The organism is Paenibacillus sp. Y859 (genome assembly GCF_056786405.1).
This window is the reverse complement of record NZ_JBXCIZ010000008.1, coordinates 113,376-137,984: the sequence shown is the minus strand read 5'-3', so window position 1 is coordinate 137,984 and position 24,609 is coordinate 113,376. Positions and strand designations below refer to the sequence as shown.

Genomic DNA, 24,609 nt, shown 5'->3' with positions numbered 1-24,609 from the left:
GGCTTGAAGCACATCCCTTTTCTGTTGATGGAGTAATGTTGTTCAAGAAATATTAGGTCTAATTGATGGATTGTCCATTATACGATTTAATGTCTAGTGGTGCAGCTAAGAAGTTACCAGCCTTACCCACAAAAGTAGTGAAGTGCGTGCTAGCATTATGGATTGCTACAGCATCGGAATCTTGCCAAACTTCAACCATAATGAATATATTTTCTTTGTCAGTACTTTTAAATAAATCGTAAGAGATATTGCCGGCTTCTGCTTTTGAAGCGTCGATTAAAGGTTGAATCTCTTCAATAAATGCTTGGTGTTTATTGGCGATAATATTAAATGTGGCATGAATAATGATCATTGAATTTCCCTCCATTATCGTGAGTAATATGTCTTACTTCCATTGAGCAATTGTATCGATAGGTAAACGTACTGATTTATAACCTTGATCCGCTGCTTTACCTATTGAGATAAGCATAACAGGAACGTAGCGTTCTTTATCTAATCCGAAAGCCTCGGAAATTTGATCCTTCTCGTAACCACCGATTGGATTTGTGTCGTACCCATGAGCGCGAGCTACGAGCATGAGTTGCATAGATACAAGGCCACCATCAATGAGGACGGTCTCTCTATTATCTTGAGGATCCAGTGTTGCGAAATGGGCTGATAATCTAGGAAGTTGCATCTCTTTTGTCTCTAAGGGCATATAACCAAGTTCAACGGCCTTACCGTATATTTCTTCAGCTTTATCGAAATTATTCAGATCCCCAAAGACGGCGATGACAGCAGCAGATGTTTCAACTTGATTTTGATTGAATCGAGCAAGTGGTGCTAGAATTGCTTTTGCTTCAGGGCTCTCGATCACAACAAAGCGCCATGGCTGTAAATTAATTGAAGAGGGTGCAAGAGTTGCCTCTGTAAGTATTTCAGTCATTTCTTCACGGCTGATTTTTACGGAAGTATCATAATTTTTGATGGAGCGGCGTCCTGTAATTATTTCTGTGAAGTCATTTGTTTTAGTAGTTTGCAAAGTTAAAATCTCCTTTTGTCTGTTATTATAGTTGGTTAATATGGTGGATCATCCGGTTGAGCATATCAGATAGCGTAGATCGTTCTTGCTCGTCGAAATCTTTAAGCATTTGCGTAATAAACTGTTGCTTCTCTTTTTTATAAACGATGATTTCATGGCGTCCACGTTCCGTTAGTTTTACGAGTGTAACTCGATTATCGTCTGGATTAGTACGCCTTGAAACAGTACCTGCTACTTCAAGTTGCTTTAAGTGCCGCGTGACTGCTGCGCTGTCAATTTTCACTTCTTTTTGGAGTGTGGTTTGACTGATTTCATCTACTAGATAAAGCTGATGTAAAAGCTGCAGTCGTGATGGACTAATACCTGCGCAACGTTCAAATTTAGTACTGATCTGTTTACTAAGAGATTGCATTTGGTCAAAGACATATGCTTCCTCAGATGATAATGGGGTCAATGTTGGCCTCCTTATATCATGCGTAAAACTATGATTTTTATTAGTTGATGCATCAATGGTTGATATGTCAATTAATATAAAACATTTGAACCAATAAATCAAGTGTCTTTCACTTTCCAATTATTTCTGAACTAATAGGGAATATACAAAAGCAGAACAATGGCAGACCGAGGATAATACCGTAGGTCTGCCATTGTTCTGCACTATTCACTTGTAATGAGGGAGGACATAATTAATTATTATGATCGAGTAGTAATTGAAAGTCATTATTACGGATGAAGTCTAACACTTTATCGTATATAAGCTGATGTCCGTCTTTATTCGGGTGTATACCATCTATACAAATAAATTTAGTGAAATCAGGCTGCTCTAAGAAGGCGCTTCTTACATCAATTATTCTCGTCTGGGTACTCTCGGCAACCTTGAGAATCGTCGAGTTATACCGTTCCTGCCACCAATAAATTTTGGTGACACTACCTAACCATTTCAGGATATTTGCAGCTACCTCTGGGTTGTTGTGGCTGACCCATTTGAAATAATTCTCCGCATTAAGTGGAGGGAGGTTCATTAAAATAGGCGTAATTTGTTGGCTTTTTAATAATTCGATAGTATCTCTAAGCATTTTCTCAAATACATTGAAGTCGGTCTTTGGATTATGCTCCGCATCAGGATTATTGGCAATTTCATTCCAATGGAAATCACAATCATTGCCACCATACTCGATCAGCACGAAGTCAGGCTTTTCTTTTAGTATATCTTTTTTAAGATTTCCGATTCCTTTAATTAGCGTATTCCCAAATCTCGCCGTATTGCGAACAACACCTTTTAATTTACTTTGCATGAGAGAAACATAATTATCTTCTAGAATGACATACTTACTGCGAGATTCGTCATAAACAACTCCTTTGGAAATGGAGTCTCCCGTAATCATATACTTAATGGAATTGGCAGATAACTCTTCACGTTCTTTACTCATGATTTCAACTCGATTCTTTGAGAAGATTCAATATCTCTTTTAAAGTGTAATATAGCTTTGGGGATAAGTAAAATGCAGATGGGTCACTATAGGATTAAAATGTATACACTTTGTGAATTTCGTTGCAAGGGCATTTTATTTACTTAAAATTGTGTTATACTAAATTTATACAAATAGTCTTAGGGGGAAATTAAAATGAAAAAGTTAATGGGTCTGGGATTAGTATTGATGGTTGTATTACTAGCAGCTTGCGGAAATAACAATGCACCAGCAGCACAAGAACCTGCTGGAAATGAAGTGGCTGATGTAGTAACAACAGCTTCAATTGTAAACAATGAAGAAGCATTCTTGAATGCGATCAGCAAAGATGGAACATGGATTATTGCTACACTTAATGATTTGACGTTTGATCAAGATCTTGTATTAGAAGGAGAATTTACGAACAGAGACGTAGTCGCTCGTAAGATCGCTCTTTATGAACAAGATGCAGATAAAAATATAACAGCTTCGTATACACTAACCGCTCCTAAGTTAACAGTAACAAGTGAAAATGCAAGAATTCAAGGTGGAACTTTTGTTGGTGATGTCTATGTTGAGGCTAATGGATTCCTACTTGTTGATGCTAAGGTTGAAGGTAATATTTACTTTGCAAGTGAAGAGTTCAAAGCATCTTTTGATCCATCTGGGAATGGTGAAGTAACTGGAGTTACTGAAGTGAAATAAATAGTTCGTTTTATTAAAGAAGGGCCTTGAGGAGTTTAATCCTCAGGGCCCTTTTTTGACATAGTAGAGAGTATAACAAGAAGGATTCGTCTCAGCCTATACATATATGGTCTTGAATTGAGTGGTAACTACTGGAATTCCGATGTCATAATACAAATGCCGAGTAGGTATATAAGACTATCGAATGGAACGCTTATCTTGATTACTCTTTGTGAGAAGTGACTAGTAAAAAAGTCAGTAGTTACAACATTGTAACTAATTAACGAGACGGTCAGCCTTCCGTATTCTATTGTATTATTTATCCATAATGAATATAACATAGCAGTTCTTTATACCTTGATTTCATTTCATGAACTATGACTATGGACTGATTAACTAGCGGGGAAAAGCACTTTACAATGAGGACAAGCAAGTAGAAACAAACGCATCTTAGGAGGTAATAACATCATGAAGATTCGCACAAAAGTAATATCAGCATCGTTCGCAGCAGTAATGCTGTTTGGTGGCTTGTCCACAACCGTTTTAGTGCAACAAGTAGAAGCTGCAACCTCGACATCAAAAGTGACTTGGGGAGTTAATTTACGTAAGGCTCCTTCTAGTACTGCAAGCATCATTCGAATGCTTAAAAAAGGTGAGGAGATTGTTGTTCTGGAGAAATCCGGTGCATCATGGCTTAAGGTGAAAAATGTTGAAGGAAAGATAGGTTATATCTCTTCTTCTTCGAAATATACTACGAAAGCTTCAGGAAATACAGGTAACAATAACAACGCAAGCAGTAGCGTGGAGAAGGTCATTGCAGCAGGAATGAAGTATTTGGGAACACCATATGAGTATGGATCAAGCCGTTCTAATACGTCAACATTTGATTGTTCTGACTTCATACGTCAAGCTTTTATTGATGGAGTAGGAATAAAGCTACCGGCTGATTCTCGAGCTCAGGGAGCTTATGTGAAAAGTAAGGGAACAGTGCAGAAAGATTGGACTAAACTGAAACGTGGAGATCTGATGTTCTTCATGTCATACAAAGGATCAAGTGCGTCTGCCTATTCTGGTGTGAATAAATCAACAGCTAGAATTACGCATGTCGGTATTTATTTAGGCAATGGAAAAATCCTTCATACTTATTCTAAGGAATCAGGTGGAGTTACGACAGGTACAATTGATGGTAAGCACTGGGAGAAGAGGTTCTTATTCGGAGGAAGTGCACTTTAAGAGGAAGTTCAAAAAGTCATCTTTTGATCACGAAGCAACGTTTCATAGACAAGGATCCCACTTGAGGTTAATCGATTGGGATCTTTGTCTGTTGAAAATGTTATACTACATGTAAGAACACCGTTCAATACGGAACTGTACATAAGAATGGGAGAATTATTATGATTAGGAAAAATTGCTTACTGGATACGGATTTTCAAAGATCAATAACTTTTCAAAGAAATGTAGAAGTATGGGTAGATCAAGAATTAGTGATCCTAGGTATGGTTGAGTCCTTTACTACAGAATCCGTGCGAATTGATGGGAATGAGTATGTGAGAGCCTCCTGTACGTTTGTTATGGTGTAAATGCAAACGATAAAGGTCACTCTTTAAACTGGATATTGTATAATTCCGCATACAGTCCGTTCAACGCTAGCAGAGCATGATGCGAGCCCTCTTCAACAATGGTACCTTGATCTAATACGATAATTCTAGAGGCATCCCTCACCGTGGATAGTCTATGAGCGATGACTAACGTTGTTCGATCTTTCATGAGTAAATCAAGTGATTGTTGAACAATTCGTTCTGATTCGTTATCCAAAGCGGAAGTCGCCTCATCTAAAATAAGGAGCGGAGCATTACGAAGGAAGGCTCTCGCAATAGCAATTCGTTGTCTTTGTCCACCGGATAAGGTTGAACCATGTTCACCTAATATCGTGTCATACCCTGCGGGCATCTTTGATATAAACTCCTCTGCACCCGCGAGTCGCGCAGCTTCTTGAATATCATCTTCGGTTGCTTTATTTGAACTGAAGGCGATATTATCCCTAATTGTTCCTGAGAATAAATAAGGTGTCTGAGGTACATATGTAATCATAGAGCGCGCTTCTTCAAGGTGCTTATGAACAGACTTTCCGTAAATGGAGATATTACCGATATCAGGTTGATATAGACCACAGCATAAGCGAACGAGTGTCGTCTTGCCTGAACCGCTTGGTCCTACAACAGCAACAGTTTCCCCAGAAGAGATATTTATATTCATTCCGGCAAAGAGTGATGATTCATTACCATCAAGAGCATAGTGTCTGTAATGGATATCTTGTAAGGACAATGCTGTAACCTTATCTGAAGCCTCAAGAGACGAGGCAAGTTGTGATAATGTATTTACTTCACCTTCATCGGGCATCTCGAAAATATCGAATACACGATCAGCTGCACCTAAAGCTTCTTGCACCCCGCCCCAAGTCCGAGACATATGTACGAATGGCCACTGTACGCGTCCCATCAGAATGATAAATGCGAGTACTTCACCAGCTGTCGTTCCGCCTTTTAGAGCAGATAAAGCAATTAAAGCAGCACATGCAACCATCACTATATTATTGATAAATGCTGAGGATTGCCACAATAGTCCGTTTAAAATGGTTCTTTGCAGTTGTAATCGATTCAACTTCTCACGTTCAAGGACATATCGATTAAGAAGAGTCTCTTCTAGCCCAAATGCTCGCACCACTTTCATTCCCTGCAATATTTCTTGCAACAATCCACGAAGTTCTGCTTCCTTCTTATAAATGTTAGTAGATAATTTACGTAGCTTCCGATCAAAAAACCGACCAGATAGAAATACAATAGGACCTGAACCAAGAGCAAGTAGCGCGATCCATACGTCCATTTGGGCTAAGTATAGAAACGAAACAAAGCAGAGGAGAAGATTGTATCCGAGGTCGTATACAATGCTATTTATTACACCGATCGCCATACCTGCATCCTTATTATTACGTGAGGTTAGATCACCTGAATGCATCGATTGGACATGAGCGAATGAAATTCGGTGACTCTTATCAAAAAGATTTGCGCGAATATCCCATGACATACGACTCTGCACAACGAATCTAATATAATGTTGTAGCATGAGGCAACAGATAATAATGATACAGGCCATTGCACAAATGACAGTCACGCGGGTAAGTGAGTTCATATTCGAGCTATTGATCGTATCAATGAATACTTGCTGAATGACTGCAAAGCCGATGTCCATCACGAGTTTGGCAGAAAGAAGAAGAATGGCAACAATAAATCCGATTCGATAAGGAATGGAATAAGGAATCAATCTACGCAGAATGTAGCCCAGTTTATAATCGGTAGGTTCTTTAACGTTCATGTTTCGACCTCCATAGCCTCGGAAGAGATATTATCATTGTTAAAAGTGATCTCAACCATGGCTCGATACTTACCATCTGAAGCCATTAATTCATGGTGTGAGCCCTCTTCAACAATAGAACCGGATTCCATATAATAAATTCGATCAGCATCTCTAATGGTGGACAGTCTATGGGCGATCACTACGGTAGTTCGACCATACATGAGTTCCTGAAGGGCTTGTTGCACAATCTCTTCATTGTGGCTATCAAGAGCTGCTGTTGGTTCATCGAGAAGCAACAGCTTCGGCTCACGGACAAATGCCCTAGCGATAGATAAGCGCTGCCGCTCTCCTCCTGACAATGTAAGTCCGCGTTCACCGATGATAGTCTCATATTGTTGGGGCGTTGTCATGATGAACTCGTGAATGCCAGCTTTTCGTGCGGCTTTAATAATGTCTTCTTTAACGGCATCTGGTTTTCCCCAACAGATATTCTCATACAGTGTGCCAGAGAAAAGATATGGTTCCTGAGAAACGTATGCGATGCCAGCACGCCAGTCTCGGGGATGGATATTGCTTAATCGCAGATTACCACAGCGTATGATGCCTTCGTGAGGTTCATAAACGGCAAGTAGTAGATTAAGGAGCGTACTTTTTCCACTTCCGCTAGGACCTGCAAATGCAGTTACTTTCCCAGGTTCGATTGTAAGAGAGACATCGGTTAATACTTGATCATCTCCGTAGCGGAAGTTGACTTGTTCGAATGAGATTGCGTGTAACCCACTCGTAATCGGACTAGATGCTGAGGCAGAGCTCTTTATGTGAACGTCATAAAGGTCAGTTTCAAGATGGGCACCTTCATCCTTTAGATCGAGAACTTCAAACATTCGGTTACCTTGTGCCATGGAAGCTTGTAATTCAGTCCATAAGTTGGCAAGGCGAGATACGGGGTTCGTAATTTGCTCGAAACAGATGAGGAATGCCGCGACGGCACCTACATCTAGACGACCGTCAATGACGAGGTATCCACCATAGGACAGAACATATATTAATCCACCGAGTATAACTGCTAATGGCATATTATAACCTACCGCTTCTAAGCGAGAAACCGGCAGATGAATGTTGAAATACTGTTTCACCCGTTGTGCAAATTGCTGATGAAGCTTGGAACCCAGTGAGAATGCGCGTACCACTTCAGCACCCTGTACCGTATCTTGAATAAAAGCTTGTTGCGCACTTTCTATCTTCTGTCTTTGCTCATGCATAGAGCGAAGGCGGGAGGTGAAAGGAATCATGACTAGCGGAACGAAGGCGCAGATGACCAGAGTCCCGATGGTTAATACGTACTGGAGAGATAATAGATAAGTAAGGAGGAAGGCAATTTGCATCAAGCTGCTAAGCAAATCGATCGTTTTTTGATTGATCCCTTGCTGAGCATCAACGGCAGAATCATGGATACGGCTTATGAGATCGGCTGAATGATAATGGTCTAGATCCTTCATTTGTACTTTCAATAGCTTGGATAGCACCGATGCTTGGAGTTTGGCGATCGACTTGAATTCGAGTAGTCCTGTGATATAAGTTTTGAGGAACTGCCCGCAAGCATCAACGATAACAACTACTATTGCAAATATGGCACTAGATACTAGTACTGACATATCGTGATTTGTAGCAGCATTAATAATACGACGTAAAGATTCAGCTAAGCCAACATTCGCAAGTGATAAGACTGCCGCAATGGCACACAATAGGATGTACCAACCCAAATAAGGCTTTCCTAATCTCATGAGACGTTTCAAAGTGCTAGAAGCAGCGGCTGACGTTTCGTTATTCACAAACTCTTCTTTCGTAGTTCGACTCAAGTTACATCCTCCCAATGACTAATCAAATTCACTACTGTTTAGGGTCTACTCAATAATCTTCAGCCAGCATGACTCTAGTTGTTATAGCCAGCAATTCTCGCAGTTTTTCTGTATCGAGATGATAGTACATTCGATGTTCTTCTCTTTTTATTTCGAGTAGATTTAAGAAGAATAAGAAATTGGTATGATAATTGACTGCGGATGGTGTTATCCCGAGCTTTATCGCTATTTCCTGTCCATAGTGAGGACGTTCGCGCAGAAGTAATAAGATGTCTAGGCGTCTTTTATCTGAGAAGGCCTTTAAGAACAGCTCTGTCTTTTCTCGATCGGCAGCAGGTCCAAATACGCGATCATTATGTATGCCAAAAGTAACCCATCCGATCCAAGATGTTCCGGTATACAAGACTAGGCCGTCGCTACCTACTTGGCCCATGAAACTGATATGAAAGATTGTGGGTATGTCATACATATTGGGCTCGGTTCCGGTATGATCACGAATGAAACGTTCGGGATTGGCATGAAAAGTTTCTTCGTACCGTATTGCAGCTCGTTCAGACTCCACCCTCAAACGGTCTTTCCAGAGAGAAAAGGCATCATGGTAGAACTGCTGTATGAGTTGTAAACACCGTGCCTTGGTCTCTTCTGGATGGGCAAGACATTCAAGCAGTGGCTCATGAGCTGCGACCACTTCCGGTTGAGGTTTTGTATTATTCACGATCTCAAGTAGCAAAGGAATATCCCTTTTGACAACTTCCCAATCCATGCCCTGTAGAAGCTCATCCAATTTATCGCGATAAACACCATATACCATTTCTGCGACGATTCTTTCTGCTGGGCTTTGCTCTAGGCGCATCATCCATTCTTCTGCAGACAGCGGTTCCATCGATGAACAGATTGATTGATAGAAAGCGAAATCAAGTCCTTTGTGTAAAAAGTTATATTTGAAAAAAAACTCAAGCTCCCGAAGGGTATGCGGTGACAATCGTGCCCGCGTCTCTTCATGGAAAGACATAGCGAGTGGATCTAGTTCAAGTTTGTAATCCTCTGCTATTGCGAGCATTTGCTCTTCGCAAGCGATCATCCCCATGGAAACAATCAATTCAAGAGCTTCATTGTAGGCAAAGCTAATATTCTTTTTTAATAAATCTTTCATAGCCATCCTCCAGACACTGTTCATTGTAAATACTAAATGTTTAGTGATATTCAATAACATTCAGTATTTACTTAATGTTAGAATAAACCAAAATGAATGATCTGTAAATAGAAAAATAATGATCCTATTAGAATTGATGAAATTGGTGGTAGCTAAAGCGTAATAGCTCAATGGATAATGAGATACTGGAATGACATAATGAGTAAGAGAGTATGACATATGTCATACTCTCGACTTGACGTTTATGACTATTACATTCACACTTATTTGCCTATACTAGAGAGAGTAAAGTACGCTGAGCTTGTAACAAGTTGTCTTAAGCGTCGAATCTGAGGAGGAATACATGTAATGACCGAGGCTAAACAAGTCAACCTAAGAAAAAAGGTCGCCCCTTATGAAAAAACCGAAATGAAATCAAGTGTTAGACAGCTTATAAATACAATGGGACCATTAATAGTACTCTGGTACGCAGCTTACCTAAGTCTTTCTGTTTCATATTGGTTAACATTAGTATTTGCGATTGTTACTTCTGGATTTGTGATCAGAACCTTTATTATTTTTCATGATTGTACACATCAATCGTTCTTTAAAAGCAAACTAGCCAATAAGGTCATTGGAACGATTACGGGCATCGTTGCATTGGTTCCATACGAGCAGTGGAAATACAGTCATTCCATGCATCATGCAACGAGTAGTAACCTGGATAAACGTGGTACAGGGGATATGTGGCTTCTTACGGTGGATGAATATGCAGAGGCTTCTAAGATGAGTCGCTTGGCATACCGATTCTATCGCAATCCGTTAGTTATGTTTGGACTTGGTCCAATTGCTATATTCTTGTTCCAATATCGTTTTAACCGTAAAGGCGCGAAACGTAAGGAACGGATTAATACCTATGTGGTGAACATTTCAATTGTTGCTCTCTATGCTTTGTTAATTTGGGCTATTGGTTGGCAGGCATTTGTGATGGTTCAAGGTCCGGTCTTCTTCGTATCAGGATGCCTTGGAATTTGGTTGTTCTATGTCCAACATCAGTTCGAAGATTCCTACTTTGAGAATGAAGATGAGTGGGATTATGTGAAAGCAGCAGTAGACGGAAGCTCGTATTACAAACTTCCTAAAGTTCTTCAATGGTTCACAGGGAATATCGGTTTCCATCACGTTCATCATTTGAATCCGAAGGTACCGAATTACCATTTGGAAGAAGCTCACAATGCAACACCACCTCTGCATAAAGCGACAACGATTACGATTAGCACGAGTCTTAAATCACTAAGTTTCCGTCTGTGGGACGAGGAGAATAAAGTGTTTATCAGCTTCAGAGATATGAAGCGACGTCTTCGTGAGCCGAATTCTGGAGCGGAGAAACTGAAGGTTAGCCTTCCTAATCCATTAGAGAAATAATAACATGTGGTAAGCCTTATATGTTAAAATACAATCAATTGAAGTGGCATATAAAGATAAACGGCTTCGCCGTCCTTCGCTTATGCGAAGGACGGCCGTTTGTCCAAAATTATAGGAGATAAAAGTAACGAAAACTTATACTTTCCTATATTTCAAAAAAGAGGGTGGATGACCATGCAGAAATGGTATCAAAGTTTTCATAAGAGCACAGGACTAAGTCCATATATATGGGTAGTCTTATGTATCCTCCCTTTTTATTTTATATTTCGCTCGTCTTCTCCATTCCAGATCACTACTGGCATTATCATGACCTTTGTATTTTTGGGCTGCTATGTGATGTCCTTTGTAACGAAGGGATGGCCGATATATATATGGACGAGTGTACAGATTGTCATCTCTATAGGCATGACCTTGCTGTTCGGTTATGTCTATTTTGCTATCTTCCTAGCTCTTTTCATCGGAAATATTCAGAGTAAGGCAGGGTTTATTACGCTGTATTGTATTCATTTGGTCACGACCTTTTTAAGCATTAATTATGGCTTCTTCACTCAAAAGTCTCTATTCATTTCGCAGTTTCCATTTATCGTTATGTGCTTGATTGGTGTTATTCTCATTCCAATGAACACGTATAATCGCAATAAGAATGATAAGCTACAGGATCAACTTGAGGATGCGAACAAGCGAATTTCTGAACTTGTAAAGCTAGAGGAGCGTCAGAGAATTGCTCGTGATTTGCATGATACATTGGGTCAGAAGCTTTCACTTATAGGATTGAAGAGCGATCTAGCTAGCAAATTGATGAGTAAGAATATCGTACAAGCGCAAGCAGAAATTGACGATGTTCGTCAAACGGCGAGAAGTGCTTTGAAGGAAGTACGGGAAATGGTTACGCAAATGCGAGGAACAAGAGTGGAAGATGAAGTCTTTCGAGTGAGTCAAATACTAAAGGCCGCTGAAATTGAGTATAGCATTGAAGGTGATCCGATATTGAAGAACACCTCATTACTTACGGAAAATGTGCTAAGTATGTGTCTCAAGGAAGCTGTCACCAATGTAGTCAAGCATAGTGAAGCGTCCTCTTGTACTATTGTTATTGAATCAACACGAACGGATCTGGTTATTAAAGTTAAGGATAACGGAATCGGTATGGATCAAGATAATAGTCGACCCAAAGGAAATGGTTTGCGAGGAATGATGGAGCGGCTTGAATTCGTAAATGGGACGCTTGACATTAGTTCAGACCATGGAACGATGCTTGTCATTAAAGTTCCGAACATTATCAAGAATCAGGATAAGGAGGTGGGGGAATGATTCGCATAGTCATTGCTGAAGATCAGCGGATGTTGTTGGGTGCACTTGCTTCCCTGCTTGATTTGGAAGAGGACATGACGGTTGTTGGTAGGGCTAGTAATGGGGAAGAAGCGTTAGCGATGGTTCACCTTCACAAACCGGATATATGTATTATGGATATTGAAATGCCGGCGAAGACGGGGCTCGATGCTGCTGAGGAATTGAAGGGATTGGATTGTAAAGTTATGATATTAACGACATTTGCTCGACCTGGCTATTTCGAACGTGCGCTCAAAGCAGGTGTAAGTAGCTATTTGTTGAAAGATAGTCCGAGTGAGGAACTGGCTAGTAGCATTCGCAGCGTTATGGCAGGTAGACGGATCTATGCGCCAGAGCTCGTAGATGATGCTTATAGTGAGGAAAGTCCGCTAACGGAGCGGGAGAAGGAAGTTCTACAATTAATGGCTGACGGTAGAAATACGAAGGAAATTGCTGCTCAGCTATATCTTACAACGGGAACGGTGCGCAATTATATTTCTGTCATTCTAGATAAGTTCAAAGTCAGTAACCGAATTGAAGCCGTCACACGATTTAAAGAAAAGGGATGGTTCAAATAAAAACTGAAGTGAAAAATTCATTTCAGTTTTTATCTTTTATTTACGTGACAAAGTGCGGGATTTGTTGGATAATATGAGATAGTATAGGTAATAAGGAGGAGAGAGTGTATGAGTTTTTTTAACAAGTTGAAGGAAGGGGCTACGAAAGCTGCGGATAAAGCGAAAGAATCAGTGGATGTTGTCAGACTAAACGCCCAAATTTCTGCTAAGCAGAAAGAGATTGAGAAGTCTTACTTGGTGATTGGAGAGTCAGTCTTTAACGCGTATGCTGCTGATGATTTAACCATTGCGGAGCAAATTATTAAAGCTGAAAGCGAGAAAATCGTTGCTTTGCAACAAGAGAATCAAGCACTTACTCAAAAAATAAAGCAGATCAAAGATGAAAAGACCTGTTCCTGCGGAAAAGTTGTTCCAATGAATGCTAAATTCTGTGCATCATGTGGGAATAAATTTGAGATTATCGAAAGTGAAGAAGAAGTTGTCATTGTAGATACGATACCGACTGTTATTGTGTGTTCAGATTGTGGTTCCACAGTACCGACATCCAATGAGTTTTGTGAGAATTGCGGTCAAAAGGTATAGGACAGGGGAGATCTAGATTGAAACAGTTCTCAATAGCCCTCCAAGAAACGCGCAGATGGTTTGAAACATTGAAATGGTATTCATTTTTTCGTGAATTTGGGCTCCACCTTTTATTTGGTGGGTTAGGAGTCATGTTCTTGAGAGACTTAATATTCCAATTGCTGCCGTATAAATCTTATGGCACATTGAATTTTATCTTTCACACGATTCCGTTGAACTCATTAGCTTATCTAGCCTTCTTAATAGGGGCATGGTTAACGCTTGTATCTAGAAGCAATCTGAAGTATTTACCTTATGGATTGTGGGGATACGCATTATGTGTATTATTTCCATTCACTAGCATATCGCTGTCGTCGTTAATTACCCCATTAGTGTATATTTTTCTGGGATATGCGGTATTCAAGTATTCAGTCACTTCCTATGGGACAGAACTTGAAAAGTAGATGATAACCGTTGGATTGTCCATTGCTTTACATAAAAGGAACCCACAGCAACGGGCTATGGGTCCAAATTAATTATATATATACTAAAAGGGGTAACTTCATTGTAGCGTTATAACATTAAAAGAATATGAAAATTAGATTGCAGTTTCATTACAATTTATTGAAAGTTATGTTACTGCTGAAATGGGGGAATGTGGAGATGGAAAGAAATAAAATTGTTTTACCTGCATTAGGGGCTTTATTGGCTGCGATTATTGGGGGCGTAATTTGGGCAGTGATCGGGGTAATATCAGATTATGAATTAGGTATTATCGCTTGGGCCATTGGAGGATTAGCGGGATATGCTGTTGTATTATTCTCGAATAAACAGATAACTCAGATACATCAAGTTATGGCAGTCATCGCTAGTTTGATCGGGATTGTATTGGGTAAATACCTCTTCTTCAGTTACATAATCAATGATGGTTTTGAAGAATTATTTAGTAGTGAAGTCATCACAATATTTACGGATAATATTACTGAGTTCTTCGGTGGAATGGACATCCTCTTTGTCGTATTCGCAGTGGCAACCGCGTGGAAGTTACCAAGCCAAATGTCGCAGAAAGCGGATCAATCAGCTACGCAGCTGGAAGAACCACATATGTAAATTAGATCAGATTGAAGAGAAAAGTATATGATAAATTGAAACGGCTGTGTCCGTCCTTTAATCAGGATGGCACAGCCGTTGTTTGTATTTAGGATTTAATATACATTTCGTTGAAATATTGCTCTAGCATCCGCTTGGATGCAAACTCTTCGCGTGTAGTCTCAATGCTTTTCTTCATCATGGCAACCCACTTCGGACGATCTTCATAATACGTCGGAAGCACTCTATTGAGTAAAGTGTCGTATAAGGCTTCCGTGTCATGTCGGTCCAATTCATTGAAATCTGTTGTCTCGAAGCCATCGCCGAACTGCCAACCGTTCTCACCGTCGATACAGGCTTCTGGCCACCAACCGTCTAGGATAGAGCAGTTGAGTACACCGTTCATCGCCGCCTTCATTCCAGAGGTTCCGCTAGCTTCAAGTGGTCTACGTGGGTTATTCAGCCAGATATCTGAACCACGAGTGAGCATGGCGCCAATGGTCATATCATAATTTTCTAAGAAAACGACGCTCTTTGGATATTTCTTCATCATAGCGACGAGATTGCTAACAATTTTCTTGCCCATATCGTCCAATGGATGGGCTTTACCAGAGAAGACGATCTGGACTTTACCCGATTTCAGATAAGGTTCAATGATTTCAGGAGTTGAGAAGATAAGATCACTCCGTTTGTAAGGAGCTGCTCTACGAGAGAATCCGACGAGAAGATGGTCTACATTTAACTGAATACCAGAACGGTCCTTAATGAAGTCAATCAGCTCTTGCTTGATTTCCATATGTGCGGCCCACAGATCTCCGCCATCTTCAAAGGCGGCAGTGATGCGTTCATCAACCCAAGTTGGCGTATGGATGGCATTTTGCTTAAAGATATAGAGATTAACAATGATTACAAACGCTTTCACAGATATATTAGCATAATCTAACGGAATACGTCTATAAACTTTGGGATATAGCTACAGAGTATGAACAATCGTTTGCACTACTCTTGATTAATGTAACTTTTATAATAAAATCAGTATAGAAAGTGGACATGAAGAAATCAGAATGAGAGAATGATATAAATAAAGTCATAAGGGAAGGAAATGAGATGAATTATGATACGATTCGGTATTATTGGAACGAACTGGATAACAGAACGTTTCATCCAAGGAGCGCTTGAGACAGATCAATTCATCCTGACAGCGGTTTATTCGCGATCGGAAGAGAAGGGCAAGAGCTTTGCATCTCAATATAATGATCCTAAGGTATATACGAATTTGGAGGAAATGGTATCAGGCGATCAATGCGATGCTGTATACATTGCTAGTCCGAACTCATTCCATGCGGAGCAGGCGATACTTTGTATGAATCATGGAAAGCATGTTCTATGTGAGAAGCCGCTGGCATCTAATGCGACTGAGACGCAAGAAATGATAGCTGTAGCGAAGAAGAACAATGTCGTATTAATGGAAGCTTTGAAATCTACGATGATGCCGAATTTTACTATCATGAAAGATAATTTGTATAAAATAGGGCGAATTCGGCGTTATTTCGCGAGCTATTGTCAATATTCCTCGCGCTTTGATGCTTTTAAACAGGGGAATGTTCTGAACGCCTTCAAACCAGAATTATCCAATGGATCATTAATGGATTTAGGCATTTACTGTCTCTACCCGATGGTGGCGTTATTTGGCAAGCCAGATACTGTAAAGGCTGTAGGTGTTCTTCTATCATCAGGTGCCGACGGCGAAGGAAGTATAGTGATGAAATATAACAAGATGGATGCGATTATAATGCATTCCAAGATTACGGATTCATACTTGCCTGCTGAAATACAGGGCGAGAATGGGACGATGGTGATTGATAAGATCAGTGTACCGTATAATGTGAAAATTCATTACAGGGATGGTTCAATTGAAGATTTAACTCGGCCGCAGGTTCATGAACCAATGTTCTATGAAGTCCAGGAGTTTATTGGATTGATACAGAGCGGACAGCAGGAAAGTTCTATTAATTCTCATGCGAACTCGCTAGCTGTTGCAGAAGTGATGGAGGAAGCTAGACGTCAGATTGGACTTCATTATCCAGCGGATTTAGCATAGATATGTTTGATCCTACCGTTTACGACAATCTAAAAGTGACGTTTGAGAACTATCTGTATGATTTGGATAATCTAGAGGGCAGCATTCTGATTACGAATCGAACGGACTGTATGGAAATGGCTGTTATGTCGAGAGAGTTTTCTTTATAATTTGTATTGCCTGAGCATAGGAATGTGACTGCTGAAATATTGTTAGAGGCATCACTTAAAGATCTGGCAGCTGAAATTCTAGAACTACCAGACGAGATTCCAGCCTGCACATTGCGCTTACGATTCTATATGCAGATTATGAATGTGGAGACACAATGTAGACAGATTGATGATATATTACTGTACATTTGGAAGTCTTCGATAACTCCGACGCAAACGTTAAGTTATGTATATGGACAAGAAGATTCGCTATACATGAATACGATTGAAGTTAGATTTGAGCGAAGGATTTCTGAGGATCAAATGGAGGATATTCCAGAGTTAGTGGATCATATGATTCAGACCCTTACAGAACTGAATGATATTTAGCTAATTGTAGAGATTAGCGTACACATCGGATAACTTCGTTACGAAACACTGGTACTATGGTGCAAATATGGTATAAACCCAAAAACCTGGAAAGGCTTAATAGCTATTCCAGGTTTTTTGAATTATGGTTTCTAATCTACTAGCGAAATGGGGTTATCGTGTGATAACTAGAATATCACAAGGCAGAGTAGAAGTACGCTGGATTTCACGAATTTGCTGATCAGTTAGTCTAGAACTTACTAGAATAAATGACGAGGTTACATTATTGAAATTAGAATTCGCTAAGTTAGCAATATTCTGGCTTCCACGAAATACGCGGATTGAACCTTGGAAGTTATTGCGAGAAAATAATACTAGCGTGACATCACTAGGATTCACGGAATTTCTCAGCCTGAAACTGGTAAGTTCATTATTGAATTGGAATGCTCCTAGATTACGAACGGCTACTTCTCCATGTCTAAATAGGATTTGTCTCCCCGTAAAGCTAGAACCAGAGAAGAGAGAGAGTCTTAGATTACGATTGATATTTAATGACATTGCTATCACTCCTTTCAAGAGATGATAACAATATATGAGAGTCTACTAGGATTGGCTTAGACTACTTTGAATTTGGAGAGTCTGTTTTTCTTCAGAAGTTGAGATATATGATGACGTAATAACAACTTAGGGGACCCCGTATGGGATCCCCTAAGTTGTTATGGATATGTATCCAATGTAGTTATTTTAGACCTAGCGTTGTTTCAACAGGTCACGAATTTCTGTAAGTAATAATTCTTCTTTCGATGGTTCGGGTAATGCAGCAGGTTTGTCATCTTCTTTACGTTTGAACTTTGATAGTAGTTTAACGAATAGGAAGATAGAGAAGGCAACAATAATGAAATCGATGACGGTTTGTAGGAAAGAACCATAATTCAGAAAGGCGTCACCACCTAATGGAAATTGCATTCCGGAGAAGTCTTTACCCCCAAGAATCAAACCAATCAATGGCATAAAGAGGTCATCAACCAAGGAGGATACGATTTTACCGAACGCTGCTCCGATGATAACTGCAATCGCAAGATCCATTACATTCCCTTTAAGCGCAAAGGCCTTGAACTCTTTTAACATAGTCATATCACATCCTTAGTAGTAGTTAATTACGTTGAATTATATCAAATGGCATGGGAGACTGGCAATAGAACGAACTTATTCTAGAAAATAAATATTGACAGGAAGGATGCTATTTCATGGGCTGAGTGCAATTCACTATGAGTCGCTTACAATCATCATTGATGCCTTTCTTTATATAAGCACTATTATCTTCTTTTCTTAGCATTATAGTATCCCGAATGGTATACTATGTAATGTAAGTCATTGCCTAGAACTGAGAAGGAACTCGATTATCCATTGTGGTTATGACTGCTCGCATAGACCCTAGGTCTAGCGGGCCTTATTCTTGTCCAGACTTACATACGCTATACATCCGTTCATTAATTGATTGAATGTATAAATGAATCCCTACAGAAGGAGGGGAATCTCGATGATCTCGTTACATCAAGTTAGTAAGAACTTCATCACTTCTAACAGTAGTCTTCAAGCGGTTGATTCGGTATCACTCCATGTTGGTGCAGGAGATATTCATGGTATCATCGGTAGCAGTGGAGCGGGGAAATCCACACTTTTGCGGCTGATTAATTTATTGGAACGACCAGACGAGGGATCGGTTATCGTGGATGGTAAAGACCTGACTTCAATGACCGCACGAGAGCTTCGGGAAGCTCGCAGATCGATGGGGATGATATTCCAGTCTTTCAATCTAGTCAATAATCGTACAGTAAGTGGAAATGTCGCTATTCCGCTCGAAATGGCTGGATTACCGAAGAAAGAGAGAGTGGAAAAAGTCCGACAATATTTGGATTTCGTTGGTCTTTTGGATAAGTCAGATGAATATCCATCAGCGTTAAGTGGGGGGCAGAAACAACGGGTAGCGATTGCTAGAGCACTTGTGAGCCAACCGAAGGTGCTATTATGCGATGAGCCGACATCATCATTAGATCCGCAGACTACATCAGGTATTCTAGATGTTCTACAACATATTAACCAGAGTCTTGGAGTAACCATCGTAATCGTCACACATGAGATAGATGTGATCACAACGATATGCAATAACGTTTCTATGATGGCGAATGGCCACTTGCTCCGAACGTTAACGACAGATCAGGGAAAGACAATTTCGTCTGAGGATATTGCCCTCATGGCTGTAGGCCATAATTGGAGCAAAGTGGGGGAAAGCGATGTTCGATAACATTATGAAATACCAATCTGAAATTTGGCAAGCGATTAGTGAGACGTTCGCCATGGTGGGGATATCCATCTTTGCGGCAATTCTACTGGGTCTCCCGTTAGGAACGATGCTGTACTTCTGTAGAAAAGGTCAATTGTATGAGAATCGAGTCTTATTCGCAATATTGGATATGTTAGTTAACGTTGTCCGATCGTTTCCTTTTCTACTACTCGTTGTATTCTTGATTCCATTTACTCGGTTCGTGGTCGGAACGGCTCTAGGGACGCTTGCGGCATCTGTGCCCTTATCCATCATGGCGATTGCTTACTATTCAAGATTAGTGGAACAGTCGCTCTTGGAGGTTCCCAAAGGCGTTATCGAAGCAGCTTCAGCCATGGGTGCCACGACGATTCAAATCATCGTTAAATTTCTGTATGTTGAAGCTCGTTCAGGGCTTATGTTAGGCTTGACCACTTCAACTATCAGTTTCATTTCTTATTCGACTGTGATGGGTATCGTAGGTGGAGGTGGAATTGGAGATTTCGCCATTCGTTACGGATATCAAAGGTTCGAGACCGATCTGATGACTTTTACGATTATTATTATGATCATTCTAGTACAGACCATCCAATATACGGGGAGCTTTATTTCTAGAATATTGGATAAAAGATAATGAAATATAGATAGATAAAAACAATGGGGGTATTTACATGAAGAGAAATAGAAATATAATGTTGATTTCGATGGTAGTATTGATGTTAGTTATCGCTGGATGTGGAAAGAACAATAACCAGAATCAGGTTCAGAACGAAGCCGAAGGTAGCAAGCAAGAAGAAGTTACATTGAGAATTGCTACGCTTATTCCGCCAATGACTGAGGTATTAGAGCTAGTGAAGCCCTTGCTGAAGGAAGATGGCATTAATCTTGAAATTGTCGTGTTGGCTGATAATATTCAACCTAACAATGCATTGGCTAATAAGGAGGTTGACGCTAACTTCTTTCAACATGTTCCCTACATGGAACTATATAATGAGAATAATAATACTGAATTGGTAAAAGTAGCGCCGATCTATAATGCCATCTATGGTGCATACTCCAAAAACTACAAGCACATAGATGATGTACCCGAGGGAGCGACCATTGCGATTGCAAATGATCCTTCTAACATTGGAAGATCCCTTGTTATGCTTGAGAAGAATGGCTTGATCAAGTTAAAAGAGGGTGCAGGTATTAACGCTACACAAGCAGATATTATCGAGAATGAGAAGAAATTCAAATTTCAAGAAGTTGATTTATTGATGCTTGCGCGCACAATAGATGATGTAGATCTCGTTGCCATGACCCCAGCATATGCGAAACCTCTTGGATTAACACCTAAGAAAGATGCGTTGATTTCGGAAGGGAATGATTCCGATTTCGTCATTACCCTAGTGGCTCGCAAAGATAATGCAGATTCAGAACCGATCCAGAAGCTTGCCAAGAGAATGACAAGTCCTGAAGTGAAACAATTCTTCAAGGACAATTACGATGAAATTGCTGTACCTGCATTTGAATAGTCTTTATTGTGATTAAGGAATATAAAATTCCATATCAATGAAAAAGGCGGCTATTCCATCCGTGGAGAAATCCACGTTGGAATAGCCGCTTTATTATTATTTTATCGCGATATATATATTATGATTGCTGTGGTACAGACAGTCCGAGTCCTTCGGCAACACGTTGCCCGAATTCTGGATCAGCTTTATAGATGTGTCCGATTTGACGAAGTTTAATCTCATCCTTATCCACAGGTGTCATAGCTCCGACATAGTTCTGAACAAGACGGGTACGCTCATCTTCGCTCATCAGACGGTATAAGTCACCAGCTTGTGTATAGTGGTCATCACTATCATAAGCTACACTATCAGCCAGTCCGGATACTTCGAATGGAACAGGCTTGTCTTGAGGTGATTCTGTAGCCCCGCCATAACTATTAGGCTCATAGTATACGGAACTTCCACCATTGTTATCAGGTCTCATTTGTCCATCACGTTGATTATTATTGACTTTGGCAGCATATGGACAGTTAATTGGTAACGCATTATGGTTAGCACCTACGCGGTAACGATGAGCATCTCCGTATGAGAATAGACGACCTTGAAGCATTTTATCCGGAGAAGCTTCGATCCCAGGTACAAATGAGCCAGGAGAGAATGTAGCTTGCTCTACTTCAGCGAAATAGTTCTCAGGATTACGATCTAGCACCATCCGACCAACTTCGATAAGTGGGTAATCTTTCTGGGACCATACTTTAGTAACGTCGAATGGATCGAAACGGTATGTGTTAGCATCTTCAAGTGGCATAATCTGAACAGATAGTTTCCATGCTGGGAAATCACCTTGATCAATAGCATTGAAAAGATCCTCTGTATGATAATCAGGATTCTCACCTGCAAGTTTAGCGGCTAGATCGACATCAAGGTTTTTGATACCTTGCTCTGTTTTGAAATGATATTTCACCCAAACAGCTTGGCCTTCCGCATTAACCCATTTAAATGTATGACTACCAAATCCATGCATATGTCTTAATGTTGCGGGAATACCACGATCAGACATGAGAATAGTGACTTGGTGCAATGACTCAGGGGATAAAGACCAGAAGTCCCAAACGGCATTCGGATTCTTCAAATGGGTTTGTGGATGACGCTTCTGTGTATGGATGAAATCAGGGAATTTGATCGCATCACGAATGAAGAATATCGGTGTATTGTTCCCAACTAAATCGTAATTTCCTTCTTCGGTGTAGAACTTCAGAGCGAATCCGCGTGGATCACGTACGGTGTCAGCAGATCCAAGTTCACCTGCAACAGTGGAGAAGCGTGCAAACATCGGTGTACGTTTGCCCACAGCATTAAGGAAGGAAGCTTTAGTATATTGAGATAAGTCATTAGTAACTTCGAAATAACCGTGGGCTCCGGCACCCTTAGCATGTACAACACGTTCTGGAACACGCTCACGATTGAAATGCGCCAATTTTTCTAATAGGTGTACATCCTGAATTAATACTGGACCACGAGAACCTGCTGTCATTGAATTCTGATTATCTCCTACAGGAGCACCCCAGCTTGTTGTTAGTTTATTGTTTTCATTAGTCATTCAAGTATCACCTCATAAGTTATTTTAATATATCTATATGATAGCAGTTCTCAAGATATAATCAATACTTTTTTATAATCATTCTAAATAGAAAAATTATACATCAACTTTTTTACATAGTAGAAAGTATAAGCTGCTATGGAGACATCGCGTGTATTGATATCATGGAGAGTAACCACGTACATTTTCTAACGGAAATAGCAGCCTCTATTTTTCCTGAATCGTCACTTTTGGAATTCTAACGGAAATGAGCGACCTTATTTGGTCTTGTTCTTCGGATTTGAGCTGTTAATGTGCATATAGAGGCCTGTATTTCCGTTAAAATTTCATTGTGGTGTTTTTTCGTGGAATAAGGTCTGTGACTTCCGTTAGAAATCCACCGCCGGTGAGTAAGTGCATAAACAACATCTAAAATAGTAGAAAAGATCGAGTAGCAAGAAATAAGTGTTTAAATGGCCGTTAAAATTGGGGGAATCGTGGAAAAGTGGATTTTTCGAGTAATTAGATACCATTTGAGCAGCTAGAGTAGGGGATAGAGTAAAAGTGGTGGATTTAGAGGACAAATTTGCAACTAACTGCGTAATACCCTCTCTATAGCAAGGAAAAGTTGAGATCACGCGTGTGAGTGAACAAAGAAGCCATGATCTCCTATGCTATCAATGGAGATTATGGCTTCTTTGTTGATAATATGAATATATTTTTTAAGCCTTGTTGGTTGAAGTACTCTCAGAGGGTGTCCAAAGTAATTCAATTTCTTCCAGCGTTTTCCCTTTTGTCTCGGGAACAACACGCCAAGTGAAGATGAATGTGACTAGGGACATCGCCCCGAATATCCAGAACGTAATCCCAGGTCCTATTGAACTTAGCATAGGCGGAAATGACTGAGACACGACATAATCGGCCGCCCAAAGTGCCATGGAAGCAATGGCAATGGCCTTACCGCGGATTCGGTTAGGGAAAATTTCAGACATAATGACCCATACGACTGGACCTAATGATATGGCAAAGGATGCTACATATAATAATATAAAGATTAGAATCCAAGGTCCTGAAGTATTCCCTGACTGAAAAGCTGCACCTATGACGATGAGACAAATCATCATCGATCCGGTACCGACTAACAGCAGTGCTTTACGCCCGACCTTATCAATGAGCCAGATGGCTAGAATCGTGAATAGGAAATTGACCAAACCGACAAATATCGTCTGAATGAGTGCCGAGTTCGTCCCAGCTCCTGTTGCTTTGAATATTTCCGGTGCATAATACATCACCGCGTTAATTCCTGTAATCTGCTGTAAGACTGCCAATGCTACACCGACAATGAGTGCGATACGTAGTCCTGGTTTGAACAATTGGCGAATCGATCCGCTTTCTTGATCGAACGACTTTTTAATATCGAGAACTTCTTTCTTGGCTAATTCTTCACCGTGAATACGAAGTAGAATAGGCAAAGCATCGGCTGCTCTTCCTTGCTTGATCAACCATCTTGGGCTTTCAGGAACAAAGAAGAGTAAGATTAGAAATAGGACGCCTGGAATAGCGCCAACTCCGAACATCCAACGCCAAGCTGTTGTGACTCCCCAAGCAGCATCTCCAGAATTAGAAATCCACAAGTTGACGAAATACGTGATGAAAATTCCGGTTACGACCGCAAGCTGATTCAATGCGACTAGACGGCCACGGAATTTAGCTGGGGCAATCTCAGCATTATAGAGTGGACACAGGGTTGACGTAATCCCTATTCCGAACCCACCAATCATACGAGCGATAATATAAAAGGAGAATGTATCTGCTATTCCAGAACCGATTGAACCGATAATAAATACAATAGCTGCGGTAATCAGTAATCTTTTTCTACCAAATTTATCGCTCAACACGCCAGAGAGTGCTGCTCCTACAATACAGCCAATAATGAGACTGGAAACGGCCCAACCTACTTGTAACTGACTTAATTCAAAATGTTCTTGCATAAAACCGATAGCACCTGACACGACTGCCGTGTCAAATCCGAATAATAATCCACCAAGAGCGGATACAATGGACACTAGGGTCACAAACTTCATACTTACTTTTTCGGGTTCTTTACTTATTATAGTATCCAACTTCATATCT

Annotated in this window: 27 protein-coding genes; 15 read left to right on the top strand and 12 right to left on the bottom strand. The window is 40.3% G+C overall.

Translation table 11 applies throughout. The features are described 5' to 3' along the window. Nucleotides 1–58: 58 nt before the first annotated feature. The 4 genes from AC1TO8_RS16835 to AC1TO8_RS16820 form a co-directional block, all read right to left on the bottom strand. Nucleotides 59–352, bottom strand: a complete 294-nt coding sequence (locus AC1TO8_RS16835; RefSeq protein ID WP_482056789.1) for a putative quinol monooxygenase — start codon at nt 350–352, stop codon at nt 59–61. 33 nt (nt 353–385) lie between these two features. Further along, complete coding sequence (locus AC1TO8_RS16830) at nt 386–1,021, bottom strand: nitroreductase family protein (protein ID WP_482056788.1); 636 nt, start codon at nt 1,019–1,021, stop codon at nt 386–388. Between the two features lie 25 nt (nt 1,022–1,046). Then, nucleotides 1,047–1,433 carry a MarR family winged helix-turn-helix transcriptional regulator gene (locus AC1TO8_RS16825; RefSeq protein ID WP_482056823.1) on the bottom strand — a complete coding sequence of 129 codons (387 nt, stop codon included), beginning with the start codon at nt 1,431–1,433 and terminating at the stop codon, nt 1,047–1,049. A gap of 274 nt (nt 1,434–1,707) precedes the next feature. Then, nucleotides 1,708–2,451, bottom strand: a complete 744-nt coding sequence (locus tag AC1TO8_RS16820; protein WP_482056787.1) for an SGNH/GDSL hydrolase family protein — start codon at nt 2,449–2,451, stop codon at nt 1,708–1,710. A 195-nt stretch (nt 2,452–2,646) separates the two neighbouring features. Between AC1TO8_RS16820 and AC1TO8_RS16815 the strand changes: the two genes are divergently transcribed. The 3 genes from AC1TO8_RS16815 to AC1TO8_RS16805 all read left to right on the top strand — a co-directional run bounded on the left by AC1TO8_RS16815 (nt 2,647) and on the right by AC1TO8_RS16805 (nt 4,733). Continuing rightward, entirely contained in the window at nt 2,647–3,174 is a 528-nt protein-coding gene (locus AC1TO8_RS16815) for a hypothetical protein (protein WP_482056786.1), read from the top strand. A 447-nt stretch (nt 3,175–3,621) separates the two neighbouring features. Beyond that, the gene (locus tag AC1TO8_RS16810; RefSeq protein ID WP_482056785.1) at nt 3,622–4,386 is read left to right on the top strand and encodes a C40 family peptidase; all 765 of its coding nucleotides are present in this window, start codon (nt 3,622–3,624) and stop codon (nt 4,384–4,386) included. A 161-nt stretch (nt 4,387–4,547) separates the two neighbouring features. Further along, a complete protein-coding gene (locus tag AC1TO8_RS16805; protein WP_482056784.1) occupies nt 4,548–4,733 on the top strand; it encodes a hypothetical protein in 186 nt (61 codons plus the stop codon). Between the two features lie 16 nt (nt 4,734–4,749). On the opposite strand, the gene AC1TO8_RS16800 is transcribed toward AC1TO8_RS16805, so the two are convergent. Genes AC1TO8_RS16800 through AC1TO8_RS16790 form a run of 3 tightly spaced genes read right to left on the bottom strand, consistent with a single transcriptional unit; the run spans nt 4,750 to nt 9,519 of the window. Next, nucleotides 4,750–6,525, bottom strand: coding sequence for an ABC transporter ATP-binding protein (locus AC1TO8_RS16800; RefSeq protein WP_482056783.1), 1,776 nt, complete (start codon nt 6,523–6,525; stop codon nt 4,750–4,752). After that, the gene (locus AC1TO8_RS16795; protein WP_482056782.1) at nt 6,522–8,366 is read right to left on the bottom strand and encodes an ABC transporter ATP-binding protein; all 1,845 of its coding nucleotides are present in this window, start codon (nt 8,364–8,366) and stop codon (nt 6,522–6,524) included. The genes AC1TO8_RS16800 and AC1TO8_RS16795 overlap by 4 nt, the downstream gene beginning before the upstream one ends. Nucleotides 8,367–8,415: 49 nt before the next feature. Continuing rightward, on the bottom strand, nt 8,416–9,519 hold the full coding sequence (locus AC1TO8_RS16790; RefSeq protein WP_482056781.1) for a helix-turn-helix domain-containing protein: 1,104 nt from the start codon (nt 9,517–9,519) through the stop codon (nt 8,416–8,418). A 348-nt stretch (nt 9,520–9,867) separates the two neighbouring features. Between AC1TO8_RS16790 and desA the strand changes: the two genes are divergently transcribed. The 6 genes from desA (at nt 9,868) to AC1TO8_RS16760 (ending at nt 14,501) form a co-directional block, all read left to right on the top strand. Further along, nucleotides 9,868–10,923, top strand: coding sequence for a Delta(5) desaturase DesA (gene desA / locus AC1TO8_RS16785; protein WP_482056780.1), 1,056 nt, complete (start codon nt 9,868–9,870; stop codon nt 10,921–10,923). A gap of 174 nt (nt 10,924–11,097) precedes the next feature. Next, the gene (locus AC1TO8_RS16780) at nt 11,098–12,234 is read left to right on the top strand and encodes a sensor histidine kinase (protein WP_482056779.1); all 1,137 of its coding nucleotides are present in this window, start codon (nt 11,098–11,100) and stop codon (nt 12,232–12,234) included. Continuing rightward, complete coding sequence (locus tag AC1TO8_RS16775; protein ID WP_482056778.1) at nt 12,231–12,830, top strand: response regulator; 600 nt, start codon at nt 12,231–12,233, stop codon at nt 12,828–12,830. The genes AC1TO8_RS16780 and AC1TO8_RS16775 overlap by 4 nt, the downstream gene beginning before the upstream one ends. A gap of 108 nt (nt 12,831–12,938) precedes the next feature. After that, nucleotides 12,939–13,412: a double zinc ribbon domain-containing protein gene (locus tag AC1TO8_RS16770; protein ID WP_482056777.1), complete on the top strand. Its 474-nt coding sequence runs from the start codon at nt 12,939–12,941 to the stop codon at nt 13,410–13,412. 137 nt (nt 13,413–13,549) lie between these two features. Then, nucleotides 13,550–13,855, top strand: a complete 306-nt coding sequence (locus AC1TO8_RS16765) for a hypothetical protein (protein ID WP_482056776.1) — start codon at nt 13,550–13,552, stop codon at nt 13,853–13,855. A gap of 127 nt (nt 13,856–13,982) precedes the next feature. Further along, nucleotides 13,983–14,501 (top strand): hypothetical protein, encoded by a 519-nt coding sequence (locus AC1TO8_RS16760; protein WP_482056775.1) that lies wholly within the window; start codon nt 13,983–13,985, stop codon nt 14,499–14,501. 88 nt (nt 14,502–14,589) lie between these two features. On the opposite strand, the gene glgP is transcribed toward AC1TO8_RS16760, so the two are convergent. After that, nucleotides 14,590–15,402, bottom strand: coding sequence for an alpha-glucan family phosphorylase (gene glgP / locus AC1TO8_RS16755; RefSeq protein WP_482056774.1), 813 nt, complete (start codon nt 15,400–15,402; stop codon nt 14,590–14,592). A gap of 192 nt (nt 15,403–15,594) precedes the next feature. Between glgP and AC1TO8_RS16750 the strand changes: the two genes are divergently transcribed. From AC1TO8_RS16750 to AC1TO8_RS16740, 3 genes are read left to right on the top strand one after another with little or no spacing between them, the layout of a single operon-like run. Next, on the top strand, nt 15,595–16,581 hold the full coding sequence (locus tag AC1TO8_RS16750) for a Gfo/Idh/MocA family protein (RefSeq protein WP_482056773.1): 987 nt from the start codon (nt 15,595–15,597) through the stop codon (nt 16,579–16,581). A 2-nt stretch (nt 16,582–16,583) separates the two neighbouring features. Next, nucleotides 16,584–16,730 carry a hypothetical protein gene (locus AC1TO8_RS16745; RefSeq protein ID WP_482056772.1) on the top strand — a complete coding sequence of 49 codons (147 nt, stop codon included), beginning with the start codon at nt 16,584–16,586 and terminating at the stop codon, nt 16,728–16,730. 6 nt (nt 16,731–16,736) lie between these two features. Next, the gene (locus AC1TO8_RS16740) at nt 16,737–17,099 is read left to right on the top strand and encodes a hypothetical protein (RefSeq protein ID WP_482056771.1); all 363 of its coding nucleotides are present in this window, start codon (nt 16,737–16,739) and stop codon (nt 17,097–17,099) included. A gap of 153 nt (nt 17,100–17,252) precedes the next feature. Here AC1TO8_RS16740 and AC1TO8_RS16735 read toward each other — a convergent pair whose 3' ends face one another. Continuing rightward, nucleotides 17,253–17,636 (bottom strand): hypothetical protein, encoded by a 384-nt coding sequence (locus tag AC1TO8_RS16735; protein WP_482056770.1) that lies wholly within the window; start codon nt 17,634–17,636, stop codon nt 17,253–17,255. Nucleotides 17,637–17,828: 192 nt separating this feature from the next. Further along, the gene (gene mscL / locus AC1TO8_RS16730) at nt 17,829–18,206 is read right to left on the bottom strand and encodes a large-conductance mechanosensitive channel protein MscL (protein ID WP_482056822.1); all 378 of its coding nucleotides are present in this window, start codon (nt 18,204–18,206) and stop codon (nt 17,829–17,831) included. 412 nt (nt 18,207–18,618) lie between these two features. Between mscL and AC1TO8_RS16725 the strand changes: the two genes are divergently transcribed. Genes AC1TO8_RS16725 through AC1TO8_RS16715 form a run of 3 tightly spaced genes read left to right on the top strand, consistent with a single transcriptional unit; the run spans nt 18,619 to nt 20,918 of the window. Continuing rightward, nucleotides 18,619–19,383, top strand: a complete 765-nt coding sequence (locus tag AC1TO8_RS16725; RefSeq protein ID WP_482056769.1) for a methionine ABC transporter ATP-binding protein — start codon at nt 18,619–18,621, stop codon at nt 19,381–19,383. After that, nucleotides 19,373–20,035 carry a methionine ABC transporter permease gene (locus AC1TO8_RS16720; protein ID WP_482056768.1) on the top strand — a complete coding sequence of 221 codons (663 nt, stop codon included), beginning with the start codon at nt 19,373–19,375 and terminating at the stop codon, nt 20,033–20,035. Before AC1TO8_RS16725 ends, AC1TO8_RS16720 begins: the two co-directional genes overlap by 11 nt. Before the next feature lie 37 nt (nt 20,036–20,072). Then, the gene (locus AC1TO8_RS16715; protein WP_482056767.1) at nt 20,073–20,918 is read left to right on the top strand and encodes a MetQ/NlpA family ABC transporter substrate-binding protein; all 846 of its coding nucleotides are present in this window, start codon (nt 20,073–20,075) and stop codon (nt 20,916–20,918) included. Between the two features lie 118 nt (nt 20,919–21,036). On the opposite strand, the gene katA is transcribed toward AC1TO8_RS16715, so the two are convergent. Both katA and AC1TO8_RS16705 read right to left on the bottom strand, forming a co-directional pair. Further along, entirely contained in the window at nt 21,037–22,497 is a 1,461-nt protein-coding gene (katA, locus tag AC1TO8_RS16710; protein ID WP_482056766.1) for a catalase KatA, read from the bottom strand. Between the two features lie 701 nt (nt 22,498–23,198). Beyond that, complete coding sequence (locus AC1TO8_RS16705; protein WP_482056765.1) at nt 23,199–24,599, bottom strand: sugar porter family MFS transporter; 1,401 nt, start codon at nt 24,597–24,599, stop codon at nt 23,199–23,201. Nucleotides 24,600–24,609: the final 10 nt, after the last annotated feature.